Raw genomic sequence first — 19,996 nt, 5'->3', positions numbered from 1 at the left:
AATCGATGTTAGGGGAAGGGCACTCTTTGGGGAGCATGTCACCAATAGAATAGACCCATCTTAAAAATCACTTTCAAGATGGGTCTATTGATGACTAAACTTTTATTTTTTATTGGGCTAAATCGTAAATGCGCCTTGAAAAATTCTGTGCTTATTAACTTGTTGCTGTCCTATCTTTTGATCAATGGAAGGTTCACAAAAATTGTTGTATTGTCATCCCTAACCCCTACGGCTGTGGCAACTTAGCTCCTGCTAGCTTAGCTTGATCGAGGATAGCCTCATCAAGATTGGCTCCTCTTAAGTCAGTGCCATATAATTGGGCTTGACTCAACTGTGCTTCACTTAAATTTGCTTGTCTCAAATTGGCTCCGCTTAGATTGAGGTGCGTCATATCTAATCCGCTCAAATTGGCTTGAGATAGCTGCGCTTCTTGTAGCCGTGCTCCGTTTAAATTAGCTTCACTCAAATCTGCACCCGTTAAGTCAGCTTCACTTAAATCAAGTCCCTGAAGATTAGCACCTCTGAGATTGGCTTCACGTAGATTAACTTTTTCAAAAATCACATCGGTGAGGTTTGCGCCGCTTAAGTCTGCTCCACTTAGATTAGTATTAATCAGATCGGCTCTTTTTAAATCAGCTCCCTGCAAATTAGCACCACACAAGTCGGCATTTTTCAAGTCTACAGCTCGCAGATTAGCCCCTTGGAGATTTGCCTCTCGTAACTTGGCTCCTTTTAACGTTGCTGCGCTTAGTTTGGCTTGTTGGAGATTGGCTTGGCTTAAGTTTACTCCACTAAGATCCATCCAAACCAGGTTTTCCTGAGCTAGGTCTATCTGGCTAAAGTTTCGTTCGCCTTGGTCATAATCTCGCTTAAGGTCAAGACCTGTGAGGGTAGCGTTTAGACCCGACTTAGGAGTTGATTGTTCTGAGTTTCCCCTTCCCTCTATTTCTGTGAGAATAGTTTTGGAATGCATGGAAAATGCAAAAGTTTCTTCTTGTATTTTCACAGTATTCACCTCCATCAATTTTTGGTGTTCATGGCTACTGACTTCGTTCATGTTGGCAAAGGTAAAAAAAATATAAAACTACCTTATTGCATATACATATTGGATTTACATCCCTTAACATTGGGGCGATCGCTTATGATCTGTCAGAGACTAAATGGAGCCTAACTGCGATTGCGATCAAGGAATCACAGTGCAAAACAGGGAAAAACCCGTTGCTATCTCCCAACAGCCGTTGCCAGTGATCGGCTGGCGGGAACACTTGGCGTTGCCTGAACTAGGAATTTCGGAAGTCAAAGCGAAAATTGACACCGGAGCACGCTCGTCTGCCTTACATGTGTTTGATCTCGAAGCATTCCAAGATGACGGGAAAATGATGGTTCGCTTCAAGGTGCATCCCTACCAGGGAAATAGCGATCGCACTATACTGGCTCAAGCTGAATTAATAGACCAGCGAGATGTTCGCAATTCAGGGGGTCATACCCAGTTGCGACCCGTGATCCAAACGATAGTAGAAATTGGTCAGTTCGCTTTTCCCATTGAACTGACTCTAACCAATCGGGATAAGATGGGTTTTCGGATGTTGCTGGGACGTCAGGCCGTGCGTCGGCGCTTTCTGGTAGATGCAGGTCAATCCTTCCTGCAAAGCCGGACTGGGAGTCAAAAACGCCAACAGGCTTAAAGAAAAATCTTTATGAAGATAGCCATATTATCACAGGATGCTTCGCTTTATTCCACTCAACGCCTAAAGGAAGCTGGGGAAGCACGGGGACACGATATGCGGGTGGTTAATTACCTGCGCTGCTACATGAACATTACGTCTCATAAACCGACTGTGATGTATCAAGGAAAACCGTTAGAAAACTTTGATGCAATTATTCCGCGCATTGGAGCGTCAAAGACATTCTACGGTACAGCCGTGGTGCGACAGTTTGAAGTGATGGGTGTCTTCACCGCTAACGAATCTCAAGCCATTTCCCGTTCCCGTGATAAGCTGCGCTGTCTCCAGATTCTCTCCCGTGAAGGAATTGGTTTACCAGTCACTGGCTTTGCCCATTCAACCCAAGATATTGATGGCTTAATTGATATTGTGGGTGGAACTCCTCTTGTGATCAAACTACTTGAGGGGGCACAAGGAATTGGTGTAGTGTTGGCAGAAACTCATCAAGCTGCCAAGTCAGTGATTGAAGCCTTTCGCGACCTCGATGCGAATATTCTGGTGCAGGAGTTCATTAAAGAAGCCGAAGGTATGGATATTCGTTGTTTCGTGATTGACAACAAGGTAGTGGCTTCGATGAAACGGCAGGGCGCACCAGGGGAATTTCGCTCGAACCTGCACCGAGGTGGAACCGCTGAACCTATGAAGTTGACACCGGAGGAGCGTAGCACCGCCGTCCGAGCCGCCAAAGCCATGGGACTAAGAGTTGCAGGGGTAGATTTGCTGCGCTCCAATCACGGCCCAGTGGTGATGGAGGTGAATTCTTCACCAGGATTGGAAGGCATTGAGCAATCGACGAGGGTGGATGTGGCGGGAAAGATTATCGAATATTTGGAAAAAAATGCTGCCAACGGAAAAATCCGCGATAGTGCTTCGCGTAAAGCCGATCGCATCCAATATTAACCAGTAATTCCGGAAATAGTGATAAAGGGCTGAAAAAAGAGATCTAGAACACCAGTTCAGTTTTCAAAAGCCTTACCCCCAACTTTTTGTTCAAGCTTCACTTCCCCCTTTGTCTTGCTCTGTTTTAACAAGACGAGGAATCTGGAAGGAATTTGTTAGTTGAAGGGGAGCAACACGATACCTGTCTTCTTCCTATGGATATAGGGGAGGAGTAAGGGGAAACGGTTGTTTCACGATAGGAGTTGAGGAAGAGGTACTCAGAGCGAGGACTGAAGGGATGTTCTAAATGTAAGGATATTCTGGCAGGGAGAAGTCCGTTGAACACTGAGACAAACCAGCCTGTTTTGGGAAAGTTTCTCAACGGGCGTTACAAAATTGTTCAAGTTCTGAGTATGGGAGATTTTGGGCACACTTATGTTGCCGAAGATGCCTGGCTCAGCGGCACGCCTCAATGCGTGGTTAAGTTCTTTCAACCCCAAGGACACCATCCTAAACGAGGGGAAATTTGTAAGCGTCGATTCACTAGCGATGCAGAAGCGCTGAGAAAAGTAGGTACTCATGACCAGCTTCCGCAATTCTTAGATGCTTTTGAAGACGAACATGGATTCTACTTGGTGCGAGAGCTAATTGTCGGAGAATCCCTGAGTGTAGAACTGCCTCTTGATTTATATGATAACAAACGCTGGAGTGAAGTTCAGTGCATTAAACTCTTAGAGGACGTTTTGGGTCTTCTGGAATTTGTTCATCGTCAGGGAATCATTCACGGCGACATCAAACCCAGCAACCTGATCAGACGTTTCTCAGATGGCAAGCTGGTTTTGATTGACTTTGGCATTGCTCACTCGATTCCTCAGAGTCCAGTCCAGCCACAAATTGTTGCCGTTCATCCCGCTATTGCTCCTGTCGCAATTCCCCCCTTAGGCTACATCCCAGCAGAGCAATTTAGTGGTCAATTGTGCCCTAGCAGTGACCTTTATGCACTGGGTATGATTGCGATTCAGGCACTTACTGGGCTAGATCCCCTGCAATTACCCATTAATCCTAGTAATGGTCAGATCCACTGGCAAAAGCAAGCCGCCGTCAGTGATGCTCTCGCGTGCGTGCTCAACAGCATGGTGCGCTATGACTTCAAGTCCCGCTATCAGTCCGCCACAGATGCCCGAACCATACTCAAGACTCTGGTGATAGAAAATCCAAAGACTCAGGAGTTATCGGACTCATCAGGTTCTGAGTCAGTTTCCGGTTTAGCAGAAACGGACGATTTAGCGCTGTGTTTTCATAGTGTTTCCCGGTTACCCCAAAGCCATGTTTCCCCATCTTCTCTGAAGCCACAGCAGCCAGGAGATGAACAGGCAAAAGAAAAGGATAAAGCGAGTAACATTAGTCAAAGATGGGAGTATGCGCGTGAAATAGCGATCGCCTGCTGTCCTAAACTACCGCCCATTATGACCGGAATCGGAGCTGGGCTAGCCACCTCTAATGCTTTAGCCATTTCGTTTGGGCTTTATTCCCTACTCAATACGGCTCCGTCTAATCCCGCCCTCGATCTTTTAGAAAGAGCAACACAAGAATATCAAGCCGGGAATTTTGAGGAAGCCCTCACTTTAGCCAAATCAATTCCGACTGACAGTTCCGTTTATCAAGAGTCGGTGGTTACTGTCCAAGAGTGGCGCTCCCAATGGAACAAGGCAGCGACTCAATTCAAAGTGGTTGAACAAGCCTTGGAGGAGGGACGCTGGCGAGATGTACTCGAAGAAGCTCGCAAAGCTCCCGACAATGCCTATTGGCAATACAAGCTCGAACTTTTGGTTGAACAAGCCAAACCCGAAGTTGAGGCCCAAGCCCAACATTTATTAAAACAAGCTTACCAACTCGCTGCCCAAAAAGACTTTACAGGGGCGATTACCCTAATTAAACAAATTCCGCCAGAGACAGATACAGGCAGTAAAATTCAACCGAAGCTCAAGGAATATACCCAAAAGCAACAAATTAAAGCAGAACGCTTATTACAACAAGCTTATCAGCAGGCATCTGAAAGAAACTTCAAAAGTGCATTGAATTATTTAGCACAAATCCCAGAAGAAACACCGAGCTATGAAACGGCTCAAGCCAAGATGGTTGAGTATTCTCGCAAGCAGAATTTCCAGGAAGAAGTTGAGCGACAAGTTCGATTAACTGCTAAGTTTCCCAAATTAGAAATGAAGCTGACAAAGTTAGCTCAATCCTCTAAATCCTCGAAGGGATCTTCTCGCCTTAATCCTGGGAATCAGCTTAAAGAGGTGGCTCCTAAACCTGCGCTTACTAAGCCTGTGCGTCGATAGTATACCTTTTGCAACAAATAATAAAGAACCCCTCTCCAAACCCCTCCCTACATCGGGGAGGGGCTTTCTGACTGCCCTAACCTTTGTAGGAAGTGAGGCTTTTCGAGTGGAAAGTTTGGGGAATCCCCTAAGTGTGGCGAGTTCCCCGAACTGCTGATCCCTGATTTTCAGTGACTTCCAGACTCCGTAATCAGCGGATAGCTTGTGGTGGTTTCCCCCAAATATTCTAAATTCAGTAGCCCAAATCCCCCTAAAAGCTACTGTCCATACCACCAAGGAGTCACTCATGCACAATAAATATTTGGCAGTCTTGAGCACCATAATTTTAACAACAGGGTTGAGCTTGCCTTTAACCAGTACTCATTCTGCCCCGTTTCGGCTGACTTCGATGTTCAAAACAGTTGTAGGACAAGAGGCTGTATCTAGCTTAAGCCCTCAACTAGAAGCTGAGACAGCTCCAACGGATCGGGGAGCACCACGCGATCGCCAAGGAGGAGGAACTCATTTGAGCTAATTATCTGTGCGGTAACGAGAAGAAGTACAGTCTTTGAGTTTGAAGGTTAAATTATGAATTTGGTTTTTCAACCGCACACCTTCAGTACAAACTACCGCACCTTCAGCAGACATTGCTTATGCTCAAGGGGTAGATGTTCATGCCAAGGACAATAAGGGTTTAACAGCACTGCATCGGACAAACCGTAAGGAAGTAGCCGAGCTGCTGATTGCTAGAGGGGCAGATGTCAACGCTCAGGATAATGAGGGCGCAACTCCACTGCATCGGAGAGATCGTAGGGAAGTCGCCGAGCTGTTGATTGCCAACGGGGCAGATGTCAATGCTCAGGATAATGAGGGTGCAACTCCACTGCACTGGACAGATAGCAGGGAAGTAGCCGAGCTGTTGATTGCGAACTGGGCAAATGTCCAAGCTAAGGACGACAGAGGTGCAACCCCCCTGCACCGGACGACTAGTAAAGATATCGCTGAGTTACTGATTGCCAAAGGAGCAAATGTCAACGCTCAGGATAATGAGGGTGCAACCCCACTGCACTGGACAGATAGCAGGGAAATAGCTGAGCTGTTGATTGCCAAAGGGACAAATATCCTAGCCAAGGATAAAAAGGGTTTAACTCCTCTGCACTATTACAGCAAGAGTTAGAATTAAAGATGCTTGTATCCTCATATTGCTAGAGTCAGATACAGTACCAGATCAGGAGATGTCAGTGGCATTCATCCGTGGTCGATTTATGAACTGTGACGTAGGTAGCTTTCAATCTGTTCAAATCTGTGGACGAGAAAGGGTAGATAAGCATAAAGCCTGGAAATATAGCTTGGAAAAATTGGAAAATGAAAAGTCTTTTTTGCCACTAGGATGTATTTTGTAGTCAAATTCAATTCAATTGAAACAAACAATATTTAACCTTGGAAGGAAAAGGATAGAAATTCTAATAAAAAACAATAAAAAGTAATAGCTAGGGCAGATTTATTTGAATCAAAAAATACATTATATCTTGCTAAATTAAGAGTAGAAGTAAAATGGCGTAGGAGAGGTGTAGGTTCAGCTATAGTCAAACATATTATTCAAGAATATAATAAAAACATTTATCTGAGATAAGGAAACAAGCCTGACTTTCTGCTTTTAGCAAACAAACCCTAACAACCTCAAGACAAACTATCAGTTACCGCATCGGAATATCTTGCCAATCGTAAGCATCCGAATTTATCCCTAAAGCCTCAAACAGCTTTAACAAATTACCCCCTGCATACCCCACCGTTATTGCTGATTTGCCTCTGAGCAACGGTAAAATTGCACTGATTTCCTCCGCGATTAGATTATCATCACAGCGAAACATTTGTTGTAGACCATTCTTTAATCGTGTCACCATCTGGGTAGGGGCGATCGACCGATCGCCCCTACTATCTGGATTACTGGGCGAATTAGGCTTAATCAGTGAATGATTCCTCAAAAGCTTGAATGGCTCAAAATCTTGCGTCTCTAGTACAGCATCAATCTCATCGAGGGCTTGTTCAATGAATTCCTCGATCGCATACTTCATCACCAATGGCTGCAACGTAAACAATGTCTCCCCCCCTTCTGCCATTTTCTCCAGGGGTGCAGGTGTGACCTTTTCAATCAGAGAGCGCCGTTCCAAAGAGGCTAATGCCTCCAGTAATCGAGATTGAGACGGAGGTAATAGTAAATCCTCTCGTAATCTAGACAATGAAATGGGTTGGCGTTCAATGGCTAACCAATACACCACCTCCTTTTCCAACTCCGAGAGACGGTTAACTTGTTGCTTGAGCAATGTCCGCAGGCGATCGCTCAAAACTAAAGTATTTTGCTGTAAAAAATAGGAGATATTACCATTACAAATCTCCTGAATCATGGTGATAATCACTTTCAACGCTAAAGGATTGCCACCATAAAGATGAATTAATTGAATTAGCCCATTCTCCGAACCAGAAAACCCTCTTTCCTTAAAAATATCGATAGCATCCTTAGCCTGTAAACCCCACAGTAGGTGTGAATGAACAGGCAGGGTTTCACCCTCCAATCCAGTAATTTCTCCGGGTTTTTCGCGACTGGTGAGCAAGATACAACTTTGATGACGTTCGCCACCAACTCGCCGTAGTAACTCCCCATAACCCTCATATCCCTCCTGGTATTGTCCCAATTGTGGGGAAGTCTGCCCTTCGTGACTTGACAGAATCGCCTCAAACTCATCTAAAATCACGAGACAACGGCGCTGCCGCAAGTAATGCAGAAGCTGAGAGATACTTTGGTGAACATCCTCAGAGACAAGAGTTTCTTTGCCCTGTGAGAGAGATTGCAGCAAGCTCTCTAATAGGGTTTGAATCGGTGGTGCTGACTTGAGACTGCGCCAAACGACACACTCGAACTGCTCCTGAATCTGTTCGGTGAACATCACCGCCAACGTGGTTTTACCAATCCCCCCAATACCCAAAAGGGCAATCAGTTTGCAACGCTCATGGACAATCCATTGTTCTAGCTGGTGGAGTTCTTCCGTGCGTCCATAGAAGCTTGAAACTTCTGGCGCTTCTCCCCAATCAATTTGATTAGGGATTTTAGATTTTAGATTTTGGATGGCTGATGTACTCTCGCGAGAGTCTGCTTTTGTACCCTCGCGTTCCTCACCTTTCGGCTTTTGCTCCCGACGACGCTCCCACTCCACCTCCAACCGCTTTAAATTGGCTTGTTGATCGTGCCGTCCATACCAAAGCTTCAAGGTAAAGTGCCAGTCATCTGCGCCTTGTGTCTTGACGCGATTGTCCTCCAGAATGCCCAAAAAATCCTCAAGGCGATGCAGGGCTTCCTTGATTTGCTCACTATTTAACTTACCCCCAGGTGGGGCTAAGGCTGTTAGCTCTGACAAAAATCTGATTTTGGTCTTGACAATCAGACTTTTTTCTGAATTCCAGTTGCTCTGTATCTTGAGCCGCTCAGCATCCTCCAATTCATGATTGGCATAAGCCAGGAGGGCTTCCAAAAGGCGTTTCGTGCGCTGTTTAGCTTGAGGGCCATAATTTGGTCTCGCCATTGATGCTGTTTAAAAAAGTTTGGGGATTCCCGTAAGTGAAAGCCATTGTCCTCATCAGCTTATCCTTGATTTTAGATTTTACGAGACTTCCAGCGCACACCAGACGACTATGCGGATTGAGAAACATTATCTGAAATATCCTGGATTAAAAATTATTAGCCCTTTAGTGAAGAAACACTTGGCTTGTCTTATGAAGCAGTTGGCTTTCTTCACGAGAATCCGACCTTTTACGCCTCCAAATCCCTCATTGTCTCCGGCTGTAGGGGCAAGTCTTTTGCCTGTCCTAGGTCTTGTGCTAAAGCGCCCCAATCAAAATTACCCACTGAAACAAGTTCAGCTTGACGCCCACTCTCTGGGGAATAAGACAGACGCAAGTATAGATAACTTTGAGGTTTATAAGGCAACCGTTCTGCCCACTCGATCGCAACAATTCCCAACGGAAACTCAGCCCCCTCCCAATAACTTTCCAGATTCAACACTTCGACTTCTGACGGTTCCAATCGGTATAAATCTAGGTGATACAAAGGGATACGTCCTTCTGGATACTCATTAATTAGGGTAAACGTAGGGCTAACGATCGCATCTTCAATCCCCAAGCCTTCCCCAATTCCTTGAACTAAAGTCGTTTTACCTGCCCCTAAATCGCCCTCTAACAAAATCACACTGCCAGCCGGGAGACAATTCCCTAATCGAACTCCTAGCGATCGCGTGGCTTCAGCATCAGTCAGAAAGAGCGTAGTCATCCGTCATTAGTCCTTAGAGTTGTTTCTAACAAGTCCTTATGTTATAAAGTCAAGCCAATCAGAGGTAGAAGTATTCTTTTGAGCAATAACTAATGACCGATGACTCATTTCTAACTATGAGCTTTGCTATACCATCGGAGCAACACTCGCGCTAGCCGTTCGGGATTATGCCGTACCCAATTCGTATCCTGATCTTCATCCATCACGTTGGATAACACAATGCGACGCCCCAATTTCCCAACCGCATCTCGATCCAGAAACACAGGATGAGAACCAACTTGAGCATAGTTAATTAAAGACTGGGCTGAGGGCACTTTGCGATGTACCAAAACCGCATCAAACAGCGGTTGACCACAAGCCTCATCAATCGCACGAATATGGTCGCTAACCGTATATCCTACCGTTTCCCCGGGCTGAGTCATGATATTGCAAACATAAATCCGGGGAACAGACGTTTTGGCGATCGCATCAGCAATTTCAGGTACCAACAAATTGGGAATAATACTCGTATACAGACTCCCAGGGCCAATAATAATGTAATCCGCTTCGTGAATGGCTTTAAGTACGGCAGGTAATGCAGGCGGACGTTCGGGAGTGCAACCAATCTTGATGATTTTACCGTTAGCGGCGGTAATATTCGACTCCCCTTCAATCCGACGCCCATCCTCCAATTGGGCCCACAGGCAAACATCACTTAGAGTTGCGGGCAGTACCCGTCCTCGCACGGCTAAAACCTGAGAACTGGCGGCGATCGCTCGCTCCAAGTCCCCTGTAATCTCACTCATCGCCGTCAAGAACAAGTTACCAAAACTGTGACCCACCAAACCATTCCCCGCCCGGAAACGATATTGAAACAGTTCCGTTAACAACTTTTCTTGATCAGCCAAAGCTGCCAAACAGTTGCGAATGTCTCCAGGTGGCAGTACCCCAAACTCTTGCCGCAGTCGTCCACTGGAACCCCCATCATCCGCTACAGTCACAATAGCTGTGATATTGGCGCTGTAAACCTTCAATCCTCTGAGTAAGCTAGAAAGACCCGTGCCACCGCCCACAACAACCATTTTGGGTCCTCGGTTGAGTCGGCGATGAGCCATCAAAACATCAACCAGTTCTTTATTGCCCTCTGGTTTTAACACCTCCGTAATCGAACCAACCGTCCGAGTTTGCCCCCAGAAAATTAGGGCTAGACCAAAGAGAATCGCGATCGGACCGGATACATAATTGGGGACAAAGTTCGCAATCTTTTCCAAAACCTTAGAGGTGAGGTCAAGCAAGTAAAAAATAGGGGTTAACTTGGCCCAAATCGCTACCCCCAGACTGGTCAAGAGTACACCACTGGCACTGATGAGTAACCAACGTTTGACCAATAATCCAGGCGCTAACCACTTAAACCATCGGTTAACTCGCTGAGGGGTTCGACCTTTCGATTCGTGTTGTAGGGTGCGTAGAGCTCGTTTGAAAACACTGATTGAAGACATCACTAATTACAAGTCTGGGGAATGCAAAGACTGGATAGACTTTAACCAAGCACGGTGCAAGGACTCAAGTATTCGACTCGATGTGAAAGATCATCTGTGGTTAAAGTTGTCATATTGTTTATGACGCATGAGCGAGAGCTCACCAGGATATATTCGGAAAATTAGACAAGGGGTTAATAAATAGGACATCAAAATCTCAGCAGTTATGATGGAAAGCTACGACAGGGTCAAAAGCTCTGTGCGTTCGGTCGTCTCCCATGGGAGGGTAATAGACTGGATGGACGTTTCCTCTAGTCAAGGCAAATGGAAAAGCGAATTTTGGGACTCGATCCAGGGCTAGCCATTCTAGGCTTTGGGACAATTCTTGTAAAGACAGCAGAAACCGTAGGAGCACGGGATGCGGTAACCTCCTTAGCGGTGGCAGCAAACAATTGTGGCAATTCACAAGCAAAACCGCTGACTGAATCGGTGCAGTTACTGGATTTTGGTGTCATCCAGACCCCTGCTCGAACTGAGATGGGAACGCGACTGTGTACGATTTATGACGACTTGCACACCCTGATGGAACAGTGGCAACCTCATCTCGTGGCAATTGAAAAACTCTTCTTCTACCGGATGAGTAGCACAATTACTGTAGCTCAGGCGCGGGGCGTTTTGATGTTGGTGTTGGCACAGCATGATGTCCCCATGGTAGAGTTTACACCGGCTCAAATTAAGCAAGCCTTGACGGGCTATGGCAATGCCGACAAATATGAGGTGCAGCAAGCTGTAGCACGGGAGTTAGAGTTAGACTATATTCCCAAACCAGATGATGCCGCAGATGCCTTAGCTGTTGCTTTAACCGCTTGGTTTCATCAGTCTTAGTCCTAACTCTCACGAACTTCGACACATTGACAGACTCACACTGACACTCTCGCAAGGCTGGGATTAGTCTGATAAGCTAGCACGATCAAGCTCTACCCACAACTAGTCCATGGGTTTTTAAGGTAAAAAGAAACACAAGCTCCTGATTTGCGTCATCAACGTTGTGAACTCATCCGTCTTAAGGTTGTCTCCTTCTGTTTAAGTGTCATGAGACTTGAGCGCTTTTTACTGTGTGCGGCTTGTGTTTGTTTGATTAATCCTCCAGCCTGGAGTTCTGTATCGGTTTCCCCTGTTCTGGCTCAAGCTCGGAATGAAGAGCAAACCAGTATTGATGTTTATCGCATTGCTAGTCCTACAGTTGTAACGATTAGTACGGGTAGAGGTTCGGGTTCAGGTAGTATTGTTAGCGCAGAGGGGCTGATTTTAACCAATGAACATGTAATCAGGGGGACAAGAGGCGGTCGGGTGAGTGTGAGTACGTCTTCAGGAAAGCGCTATACCGGACAAGTGATTGCCGCCGATCGCAGAAATGATTTGGCGCTCGTGCGATTGAATACAACTGAACGCTTTCCTACGGTACGTTTATCCGCTCCTCAAAATATTCAAGTCGGTCAACGAGTCTTTGCGATCGGTAGTCCTTTTGGGTTGTCAGGAACGTTGACAACTGGTATCTTGAGCCGTGTGAGTCCCAATGGTGATTTACAAACGGATGCCGCACTCAATCCAGGGAATTCCGGTGGACCGTTACTCAACTCACGAGGTGAACTCATCGGTGTCAATAAAGCGATTCTGAGTCCCGGTGGACGAGGAAATACAGGGATTGGCTTTGCCACCAGTGTTGTCATTGCTAGAGATTTTATTGAACAAAACCGGAACAGAAGCAATCCCAGCACAACGGCTGTTGCTCCCTCATCCTCAACCCCTCGTTTGGGAGTGACGTTAGATGCCAGGACTTTGGTCATATTGGGTGTACAACCTAGGTCGTTGGCGGCGAGTTTAGGATTAAGACCGGGTGACCAACTGCTGGCGATTAATGGCCGTCGTCTCCGGAGACTTCAAGATTTACAAGCCTTCTTAGACGCTAGTCCCTCCTCAGCGATTCTGACAATAGGGCGAAATCGCCGTTTGGCTAATGTTCGGGTTAATTTTTAAACGTTGAAGCATTCTATATCTAAGTAGCTTTCCCAGCCAAGATAGACTGACTCCTACTTTCCTAAAAGGCAGATAGCTGGACATGCCTCGATCTTTACGACGATTTGCACTAATCTTCTTTTAGAGACTCAGGGACTAAAAGACTTTCAACGGGTCAAATATCTCAGCTTTATGTAATCTAGAGGCAAGTTCACAAATACCTTCAACGATCAGCCAATTATTTTGTAAAACAAGATTCTACAGCTTGGATGTTTTTGACTCTGGGAGTCTCTAACATAAGCATTTTGGTGTAATGAGGAGTTTATTGTATGAAAAAGATGAGCCGATGGGGCAAGTTAATCGCTTTTTTGGCGCTAATCTTGTTGGGATTGAACATCGTGGGTAGTCTAGAGGCACAGGCTGCAACTGTTCCTGACATGACTCTAGCCAGTTCCCTCCAAGAAACAACAACCACCTCGTCCCTAAGTTCAGGCAACATCCAATTGGCGCAACTTGTAGGGCAATGTCGTGCTGCAACCAGGACGATAGATATCTTTACAGAGCCTTCGGTTGGCAACAGCAGTGACATTATTAAAACCTTAGAACCCAATCAACAGGTGACGCTGGCAGGTGAGGGGAGCGCGGGTTGGATACAAGTGAGTTCTCCGGCAAGTGGATATGTCATCGCCAGATATCTCAAATCTTGTGGAACCAATCCTCCCCCTACGACAAGCACTTGTCGCCGAGTCACCGCTTCTTCAGGTTTGGTTATCCGTTCCCAACCAACATCTAGCTCCTCACAGGTTGGTTCAGTCTTGGTGGGAACCACGGTCAAGGTTACGGGAGCATCAAGCGTAGATAGTACCGGACGCACTTGGGTTGAAATCTCGACTCCAAGAAGTGGCTGGGTTTCCAGTGGCTTTCCGAGTGGGAATCTCAGCGCTTCATTTTCTTGTATCTAGTAGACTTTGGCAAAAGTTTTCCACCACTTCAATGGGATTAAAGTGAAAGTTGCCTCTTGACACCTTTCCCATTTTCCGGGTGATTGGCATAGACCTGTTTTTATGCTATTTGACTAAGAGATCTCAAGATTAACCATCCTACTAACGCCAAGTCAGGCAGGGGCAAGAACGCCAATATCTTTTTTAGCTGGATCAGCCATCTAGAAAAACTAGACTCTGCCACTTGGGCGTTTTTTTGATCTTGAAGTGTCTAACAAAGTCATCTTGGTGAAATGAGGAGTTGAGTATATGAACACAATCGCCCAATGGGGCAAGCCTGTTGCTATGTTGGCTATAGCCTTAAGTACTGTAGGGTATCTGAACGCGCCCTCTCGTGCTGTTAGTGATAGCACAACAGGCAATGTTACGCAAAAATCAGAATCTAATGGATCTGGGCGTCAGGGTAACGTTCAACTGGCGCAGGGATTGGTGGGACAATGCCGCGCTGCCAAACAAAGGATTTTTGTCTATCCAGAGCGTTCAACCACGAGTCAATCCATCAGAACCCTGGCTCCGAATGAACTCGTGACACTAGCAGACACGGGGGCAGGCGGTTGGATTGCCATCAGTGCTCCTATAGCGGGCTATGTCCGGGCAAGTGAGCTCAAACCCTGTCCAGGTGGCACTCGTCCCCCAACCCCAGCGCCAAGCCCATCACCATCACCATCCCCATCCCCTGACACTCAACCCCCCTCTCAAGGAGGGACGCAAGGAGGGTCAAATGTTTGCCGTAAGGTCATCAATCCACCGGAAGGGTTAGCTGTTCGTAACACGCCGGTGATTTCTGCGCCGAGGGTGAGTGGCGTATACGTGGGAAATACGGTTAAGCTTGCTAGTCCTCGCGAGTATCAAAAAGACAGCCAAGGACGCACTTGGGTGAAGATTTCCCAACCCACGACTGGCTGGATTTCGAGTGGCTTCCCTAACGGGAATCTAGGGCCGGAATTTTCTTGCCCTTAGTGCCACAGGACAATTGAGTAAGGGCGGGTTTTGTCCTTCAGTGAATCGCTTGTGCCACTCACTGATTCGCTTAACCCGCCCCTACAAGAACATTTTTTGATTGGGAAATCCCTGATCGATCGCTCTACAAGGCTAAGGTTGCGATCGCTTGCTCCAACACTTGAGCGGCTTGATCAACTTCTTGGGCCGAGACAATTAGCGGTGGCACAAAGCGAATCACCTTAGGGCCGGCTGGCACGAGCAACAACCCCTGTTCCATTGCCGCTTTTACAACATCAACTGAAGTCAGCTCGATATCGGCATTGAGTTCCATGCCATTAATTAGACCCCAGCCCCGCACTTCAGTAAACAGATGAGGATATTTAGTGGCGATCGCTCTGAGTCTTGCTCGCAGTTGCTCACCACGTTCCTGTACGTTGTGGAGAATATTCTCTTGCTCTAAGGTTTGAGCTACAGCGATCGCGGCGGCGCTGGCAAAGGGATTCCCGCCAAAGGTACTGGCATGGTCACCCGGTTGGAACACGTCGCAGAACTTCTTACACATCATCGCGCCGATCGGGATACCTCCCGCTAATCCCTTGGCACTGGTAAAGATATCCGGCTCGATCCCCAGATTCTCATACCCCCAATACTTGCCCGTGCGACCCATGCCTACCTGTACTTCATCCAAAATCAGCAGGATGCCTGTATCATCACAGATTTTCCGCAATCGCAGGAAGTATTCCAACTCTCCCGGACGGACACCGCCTTCTCCTTGTAAGGGTTCCATCAAAATCGCCGCGACCCGTTGGTTGCCCTCGTCGATATCGGTAACCGCATTCTCGATCGCCTTAATATCGTTGTAAGGGACGTAGTGGAACCCTGGCATCAAGGGGTCAAAGTTCTTCTGGTACTTCGGCTGACCGGTGGCAGTAATCGTCGCTAGCGTCCGCCCGTGGAAACTGGCGTGGGCGGTCAAAATCACCGGCTTTTCAATGTCTAATACCGTGTGAGCATACTTCCGCGCCAGCTTGATTGCCCCTTCGTTAGCCTCTGCTCCAGAGTTGCAGAAAAAGACTCGATCCGCACAAGAATGCTCAATAATCCACTTCGCTAATGCCCCTTGCTCTGGAATGTAGTACAAGTTAGAAACGTGGTGCAGTTTTTGAATTTGCTGCGTCACGGCTTCGATTAGGGCAGGGTGAGCGTGTCCGAGAGTGCAAGTAGCAATCCCAGCAACAAAGTCAAGATATTCGCGTCCTTCGGTATCCCAAAGGCGACAACCTTCTCCCCGTTCTAGGGCAATGGGAAAGCGCCCGTAGGTAGACATCACACTAGCGTCAAAGTCAGCGGCGTCAAAGGGGGTAGACATTGCTGAGGCTGACTCGGTTGGGATTGAGGGGATGGGAAGAGTGTCTAGACTCACTAATTTAATCCTTATCGAAGTTTTAGATGATAAATTTTTTGAGGACGGATGGGATAGGTTTTGGTCAAGTTCTAGCGCCAGTAAGCTACAGGCAAACCAGGGAAGTAGTCTAAACCTGTCCTAACAATTAGTCCTCACTGACAGTTTGAATTACATGTACTTTATCTTATCGAGGGAAACGGCAATCTAGAGGTACTTCATCCCTTCATGCGTCTGGTTTTGCTAGCAAACCTTGACAAAAGAAATCTGCATTGAGGAATACTATCGATCAATTTAGGGATACTGATGGCTACGCTACTGCCTTAATCTCAACAATTTTAGGATGGTGTATTCTTAAAACTTCTGACTTCATCCATCTCAATAAAAAGTAATAACAGGCGGTGTATTCAACGCTTGAACAAAAATATCGACGCCTCCGTAACGAGTTAATTGCTGGAGTCATTGCTCTGTTAGGAGTTGCCGGAGTCGGTACACTATGGTACCGCCTGGTAGAAGGCTGGTCATGGTCAGATGCACTGTATATGACTGTGATTACTCTGGCAACGGTTGGCTATAGCGAAACCAATCCTTTAGGTGAACGGGGACGGTTGTTTACGATCTCCCTGATTTTGATGGGGGTAATCACCATTGGTTATATCGTCAATCGGTTTACAGAAGCTTTGATTCAGGGCTACTTTCAAGAAGGAATTCGATTGAGGCAACGACGGCGATTGTTAGATACTTTAACAGACCATTACATTCTGTGTGGGTTTGGGCGTACTGGGCGTCAGATTGCGCTGGAATTTAAGACTGAGGATATCTCCTTTGTCACGGTCGATTCTCAGGCGGATCAGGTAGAGGAGGCTCAGGAATTGGGTTATGTGGCTTTTCAGGGGGATGCCACGTTAGATGACACGCTGTTTAAAGTGGGAATTGAACGAGCTATCTGTTTGGTGGCAGCGCTTCCTTCGGATGCGGAAAATCTCTACACGGTGCTGTCTGCCAAAACTCTCAATCCCAACATTCGGGCGATCGCTCGTGCGAGTACAGAAGAAGCAGTACAAAAGCTACAACGTGCTGGGGCGGATGCCGTCGTCTCTCCCTATATTACAGGTGGCAAACGGATGGCGGCGGCGGCGCTCAGACCCCAAGTGCTAGATTTTATGGATGGGATTCTCACGGGGCGCGATCGCGCTTTTTATTTGGAAGAGTTTTTGCTCGATCCTCAAACGAGTCCGATGGTGGGACAAACCCTCAGAGAAGCGCGACTGCGATCGCAATGTGGTGCCTTAGTTCTCGCCATTCGTCGGGTGAATGGCAGTCTGATTGCCGGGCCAACGGCTGACACTCAGTTATTGCCGGGAGATGTGTTAATTTGCTTGGGGACAGCCGAACAACTGCGCCAACTCAACCGCATCCTCAGTCCCCTGCATTCCCGTCATCTGCGAAAGCCTAAGCTATTTAATTAGTGTGTTTAATTCATTCCAACCCTGTTGAGCTCCAACCTGTTTCAGGATAGGCTCGATTACAGGTGGAGGGGCTGAGGTGAGTAAAGTACTCGGATAAACGGCTTTGCCCCAAACCGGATGCTCTAACACACAGCAACGGTTGCGAATCACAGGCAAACCCAACAGGGCTTTAACGACAGCCGTATCATCGTGGAGAATTTCTCCGGGGCGTGATAACAAGGGATAGCCAGTCCGAGGGTCAATCAGGTTACTCAAAAATCCGCGATCGCGTAAACTAAACGCCACCTCAAAACCAAAGCGTAAAAACTTCTCCCTTAACCGCTCTTTTTCTTGCTCACTCTCAGGCGTGATTTCCACCAGTTCATATCGAGCTTGCTGCAAAACAATCACCACCCACAAAATGGGCAAATTCCAATCGGGTAAAACGCGCTCTAAATTCTGGACAACAAAGGAACTGGGACGATGAATAGACATCTGAACTGCCTGTCCCGATTCTGTAATCAGATAGAGAAAATGGCGGTGAGCGATTGTCAAGGGGTGAGGGTTAAGCTAGTCAAGCTAAAGACTGGAATAATACTTGAAGCCGCTTTTCTTTCGTCGTATCGATTCTACAGCGAAAATTGCGGTGAATCATCGTTTTTAAGGGGATTCCGAAAAACGTTCTCCTCCATACCCATCCTCCACTCTCCCATGCCCAAAGAGTTTCCAGCACTCTTCAGGAGTCAGAGCTGCCTGTCTAGTGTGGTCATTCTAGGATAAATGGTTACAATGGATAAGTTACAGATTCTACTAAAACGTTGGTGACTGCCAATAGTGTTTTTTGATCTTGACTTTATGAAAAAGGGAACCAAGTCGTCTTGTGGCAGTAGACCGGGCATGTACTCGGAAACTTTAAACGAGATACCCACGGTACCCCCCTGGTAATCCAGGTCATAAACTGAGGTAAAACGGCGTTTCGGGGAATCTGTAATCCATCAAACCCTCCTGTCTTAAGAGACTGAGGGTTTTTTTACAGGAAGGGATGCTAGCCTAGTAGCGATCCCTGCTCAAGCTTCCCGTGATTTTATCCGCATATCACCACAATGGGACTACTGCATTCATCAGGCCTTAATATAAACTAATTTAAATTACCGACAGAGCTGAGATTAGAAAAATTGTTAACTGAGCCGCTGATTGCTTCAAAATTTCCTGCTGATGTCTTCAGGCTGGCGAATGGACTGACTGTAATCTATCAGCACCTGCCAGCGACGCCCGTTGTGGTCGTCGATGTGTGGGTAAGAGCGGGTGCCAGTACAGAACCTGACCAATGGTCTGGGATGGCACACTTCCTGGAACACATGATCTTTAAAGGCAGCGAACGATTCGCGCCCGGTGTGTTCGACATGGTGATTGAAAGTCGTGGGGGTGTCTCCAATGCCGCCACTAGCCACGATTATGCTCACTTTTTTATCACTACAGCGGCTCAGTACTTAAAAGATACCTTACCGCCTCTGGCAGACTTGCTCTTACACCCAGCCATCCCTGAAGAGGAATTTGACCGGGAACGGGATGTGGTTTTAGAAGAAATTCATGCCTGCTACGACAATCCGGATTGGTTGGGATTTCAGGCTTTGAGTGAAAGCGTTTATCAGCGTCATCCCTACGGACGCTCGGTTCTGGGAACGGAAGAACACCTGATGACCAACTCCGCGCATCAGATGCGCTGCTTCCACTCTACTCACTACCAACCCGAAAATATGACGGTAGTGATTGTGGGTGGGGTTGACCAAGAATCGGCGTTAAATTTAATCAACGAGTCGTTTCAAGACTTTCCTACCCCCATGGAGTGCCCGCCATTTGAGGTACAGGCAGAACCCCCCATTACAGGCGTTCGTCGTCAGGAACTGTATTTGCCGCGCCTAGAGCAGGCTCGTTTGTTGATGGCTTGGGTGGGACCGAGTGTAGACCAATTGCGGGATGCTTATGGCTTAGATTTACTGTCTGTACTCCTCGCCGATGGACGGTCTTCTCGCTTGGTGCGAGAATTGCGGGAAGAGCAACGATTAGTATTGAGCATTGGGAGTAATTTCTCACTGCAACGGGATTCGAGTTTGTTTACCATTAGTGCCTGCTTGGAGCCACAATATTTGGAACAAGTCGAAGAGCTAATCTGCGATCGCTTGTTTCAATTGCAGAAAGAACCCCTCTCACCACGAGAACTCAGCCGCTGCCAGCGCTTGCTCTGTAATGACTATACCTTTTCCACAGAAACAGCGAGTCAGTTAGCGGGTCTCTATGGTTACTACAACACGATTGCCACAGCAGATATTGCCGTAACTTATCCTAAGCAAATTCAGACGTTTACGGTATCGGATTTAATGCACTTGGCACAACAATATCTTTCTCCTCATCACTACGCTGTTACAGTTATGAAACCCATGACAGAGGAGGAGATGGGTTGAAACTTAAAAATCTAGGGCGTGTC

General features: G+C 47.0%; 18 protein-coding genes and 1 other RNA gene. 13 read left to right on the top strand and 6 right to left on the bottom strand.

The window, feature by feature from the left end:
- Positions 1–226: 226 nt before the first annotated feature.
- On the bottom strand, positions 227–1,057 hold the full coding sequence (locus MIC7113_RS29590; protein WP_015185872.1) for a pentapeptide repeat-containing protein: 831 nt from the start codon (positions 1,055–1,057) through the stop codon (positions 227–229).
- A 103-nt stretch (positions 1,058–1,160) separates the two neighbouring features.
- Between MIC7113_RS29590 and MIC7113_RS29585 the strand changes: the two genes are divergently transcribed.
- From MIC7113_RS29585 to MIC7113_RS39375, 6 genes are all read left to right on the top strand, one after another.
- Positions 1,161–1,685 carry an ATP-dependent zinc protease family protein gene (locus tag MIC7113_RS29585; RefSeq protein WP_015185871.1) on the top strand — a complete coding sequence of 175 codons (525 nt, stop codon included), beginning with the start codon at positions 1,161–1,163 and terminating at the stop codon, positions 1,683–1,685.
- A gap of 12 nt (positions 1,686–1,697) precedes the next feature.
- On the top strand, positions 1,698–2,624 hold the full coding sequence (rimK, locus tag MIC7113_RS29580) for a 30S ribosomal protein S6--L-glutamate ligase (protein ID WP_015185870.1): 927 nt from the start codon (positions 1,698–1,700) through the stop codon (positions 2,622–2,624).
- Positions 2,625–2,941: 317 nt separating this feature from the next.
- Positions 2,942–4,945 carry a protein kinase domain-containing protein gene (locus tag MIC7113_RS29575; protein ID WP_015185869.1) on the top strand — a complete coding sequence of 668 codons (2,004 nt, stop codon included), beginning with the start codon at positions 2,942–2,944 and terminating at the stop codon, positions 4,943–4,945.
- Between the two features lie 286 nt (positions 4,946–5,231).
- Complete coding sequence (locus MIC7113_RS29570) at positions 5,232–5,459, top strand: hypothetical protein (protein WP_015185868.1); 228 nt, start codon at positions 5,232–5,234, stop codon at positions 5,457–5,459.
- Between the two features lie 57 nt (positions 5,460–5,516).
- On the top strand, positions 5,517–6,101 hold the full coding sequence (locus tag MIC7113_RS37385; protein WP_155898117.1) for an ankyrin repeat domain-containing protein: 585 nt from the start codon (positions 5,517–5,519) through the stop codon (positions 6,099–6,101).
- A gap of 309 nt (positions 6,102–6,410) precedes the next feature.
- On the top strand, positions 6,411–6,557 hold the full coding sequence (locus tag MIC7113_RS39375; protein WP_155898283.1) for a GNAT family N-acetyltransferase: 147 nt from the start codon (positions 6,411–6,413) through the stop codon (positions 6,555–6,557).
- 64 nt (positions 6,558–6,621) lie between these two features.
- Here the strand turns inward: MIC7113_RS39375 and MIC7113_RS29560 are convergent, their stop codons facing one another.
- The 3 genes from MIC7113_RS29560 to MIC7113_RS29550 all read right to left on the bottom strand — a co-directional run bounded on the left by MIC7113_RS29560 (position 6,622) and on the right by MIC7113_RS29550 (position 10,723).
- The gene (locus MIC7113_RS29560; RefSeq protein WP_015185866.1) at positions 6,622–8,502 is read right to left on the bottom strand and encodes an NB-ARC domain-containing protein; all 1,881 of its coding nucleotides are present in this window, start codon (positions 8,500–8,502) and stop codon (positions 6,622–6,624) included.
- Between the two features lie 227 nt (positions 8,503–8,729).
- A complete protein-coding gene (gene tsaE / locus MIC7113_RS29555; RefSeq protein ID WP_015185865.1) occupies positions 8,730–9,245 on the bottom strand; it encodes a tRNA (adenosine(37)-N6)-threonylcarbamoyltransferase complex ATPase subunit type 1 TsaE in 516 nt (171 codons plus the stop codon).
- Between the two features lie 110 nt (positions 9,246–9,355).
- Complete coding sequence (locus MIC7113_RS29550; protein ID WP_015185864.1) at positions 9,356–10,723, bottom strand: gluconeogenesis factor YvcK family protein; 1,368 nt, start codon at positions 10,721–10,723, stop codon at positions 9,356–9,358.
- Between the two features lie 303 nt (positions 10,724–11,026).
- Between MIC7113_RS29550 and ruvC the strand changes: the two genes are divergently transcribed.
- From ruvC to MIC7113_RS29530, 4 genes are all read left to right on the top strand, one after another.
- A complete protein-coding gene (gene ruvC, locus MIC7113_RS29545) occupies positions 11,027–11,587 on the top strand; it encodes a crossover junction endodeoxyribonuclease RuvC (protein ID WP_015185863.1) in 561 nt (186 codons plus the stop codon).
- A gap of 207 nt (positions 11,588–11,794) precedes the next feature.
- Positions 11,795–12,739 carry a S1C family serine protease gene (locus tag MIC7113_RS29540; protein WP_015185862.1) on the top strand — a complete coding sequence of 315 codons (945 nt, stop codon included), beginning with the start codon at positions 11,795–11,797 and terminating at the stop codon, positions 12,737–12,739.
- Between the two features lie 308 nt (positions 12,740–13,047).
- The gene (locus MIC7113_RS29535) at positions 13,048–13,680 is read left to right on the top strand and encodes an SH3 domain-containing protein (RefSeq protein ID WP_015185861.1); all 633 of its coding nucleotides are present in this window, start codon (positions 13,048–13,050) and stop codon (positions 13,678–13,680) included.
- Between the two features lie 288 nt (positions 13,681–13,968).
- A complete protein-coding gene (locus MIC7113_RS29530; protein WP_015185860.1) occupies positions 13,969–14,679 on the top strand; it encodes an SH3 domain-containing protein in 711 nt (236 codons plus the stop codon).
- 124 nt (positions 14,680–14,803) lie between these two features.
- On the opposite strand, the gene MIC7113_RS29525 is transcribed toward MIC7113_RS29530, so the two are convergent.
- Complete coding sequence (locus MIC7113_RS29525; RefSeq protein ID WP_015185859.1) at positions 14,804–16,084, bottom strand: aspartate aminotransferase family protein; 1,281 nt, start codon at positions 16,082–16,084, stop codon at positions 14,804–14,806.
- 380 nt (positions 16,085–16,464) lie between these two features.
- Between MIC7113_RS29525 and MIC7113_RS29520 the strand changes: the two genes are divergently transcribed.
- Positions 16,465–17,532 carry a potassium channel family protein gene (locus MIC7113_RS29520; protein ID WP_015185858.1) on the top strand — a complete coding sequence of 356 codons (1,068 nt, stop codon included), beginning with the start codon at positions 16,465–16,467 and terminating at the stop codon, positions 17,530–17,532.
- Here the strand turns inward: MIC7113_RS29520 and MIC7113_RS29515 are convergent.
- Complete coding sequence (locus tag MIC7113_RS29515; RefSeq protein WP_015185857.1) at positions 17,521–18,066, bottom strand: methylmalonic aciduria and homocystinuria type D protein; 546 nt, start codon at positions 18,064–18,066, stop codon at positions 17,521–17,523. The genes MIC7113_RS29520 and MIC7113_RS29515 overlap by 12 nt on opposite strands.
- Before the next feature lie 249 nt (positions 18,067–18,315).
- Between MIC7113_RS29515 and ssrS the strand changes: the two genes are divergently transcribed.
- Both ssrS and MIC7113_RS29510 read left to right on the top strand, forming a co-directional pair.
- Positions 18,316–18,498, top strand: a non-coding RNA gene (ssrS, locus tag MIC7113_RS34320) — 6S RNA.
- A 188-nt stretch (positions 18,499–18,686) separates the two neighbouring features.
- Positions 18,687–19,973 carry a M16 family metallopeptidase gene (locus MIC7113_RS29510; RefSeq protein WP_015185856.1) on the top strand — a complete coding sequence of 429 codons (1,287 nt, stop codon included), beginning with the start codon at positions 18,687–18,689 and terminating at the stop codon, positions 19,971–19,973.
- The last annotated feature ends 23 nt before the right edge of the window (positions 19,974–19,996 follow it).

Source organism: Allocoleopsis franciscana PCC 7113 (assembly GCF_000317515.1).
In the GTDB taxonomy this organism is placed as follows: domain Bacteria; phylum Cyanobacteriota; class Cyanobacteriia; order Cyanobacteriales; family Coleofasciculaceae; genus Allocoleopsis; species Allocoleopsis franciscana.
The sequence above is the reverse complement of the archived record's forward strand: the minus strand, read 5'-3'. Positions and strand labels throughout refer to the sequence as shown.

Coding starts and splice junctions, on each gene's coding strand:
- MIC7113_RS29590 (WP_015185872.1), bottom strand. CDS start 1,057: ATGAACGAAGTCAGTAGCCATGAACACCAAAAATTGATGGAGGTGAAT.
- MIC7113_RS29585 (WP_015185871.1), top strand. CDS start 1,161: ATGGAGCCTAACTGCGATTGCGATCAAGGAATCACAGTGCAAAACAGG.
- rimK (WP_015185870.1), top strand. CDS start 1,698: ATGAAGATAGCCATATTATCACAGGATGCTTCGCTTTATTCCACTCAA.
- MIC7113_RS29570 (WP_015185868.1), top strand. CDS start 5,232: ATGCACAATAAATATTTGGCAGTCTTGAGCACCATAATTTTAACAACA.
- MIC7113_RS29560 (WP_015185866.1), bottom strand. CDS start 8,502: ATGGCGAGACCAAATTATGGCCCTCAAGCTAAACAGCGCACGAAACGC.
- tsaE (WP_015185865.1), bottom strand. CDS start 9,245: ATGACTACGCTCTTTCTGACTGATGCTGAAGCCACGCGATCGCTAGGA.
- MIC7113_RS29550 (WP_015185864.1), bottom strand. CDS start 10,723: ATGTCTTCAATCAGTGTTTTCAAACGAGCTCTACGCACCCTACAACAC.
- ruvC (WP_015185863.1), top strand. CDS start 11,027: ATGGAAAAGCGAATTTTGGGACTCGATCCAGGGCTAGCCATTCTAGGC.
- MIC7113_RS29540 (WP_015185862.1), top strand. CDS start 11,795: ATGAGACTTGAGCGCTTTTTACTGTGTGCGGCTTGTGTTTGTTTGATT.
- MIC7113_RS29535 (WP_015185861.1), top strand. CDS start 13,048: ATGAAAAAGATGAGCCGATGGGGCAAGTTAATCGCTTTTTTGGCGCTA.
- MIC7113_RS29530 (WP_015185860.1), top strand. CDS start 13,969: ATGAACACAATCGCCCAATGGGGCAAGCCTGTTGCTATGTTGGCTATA.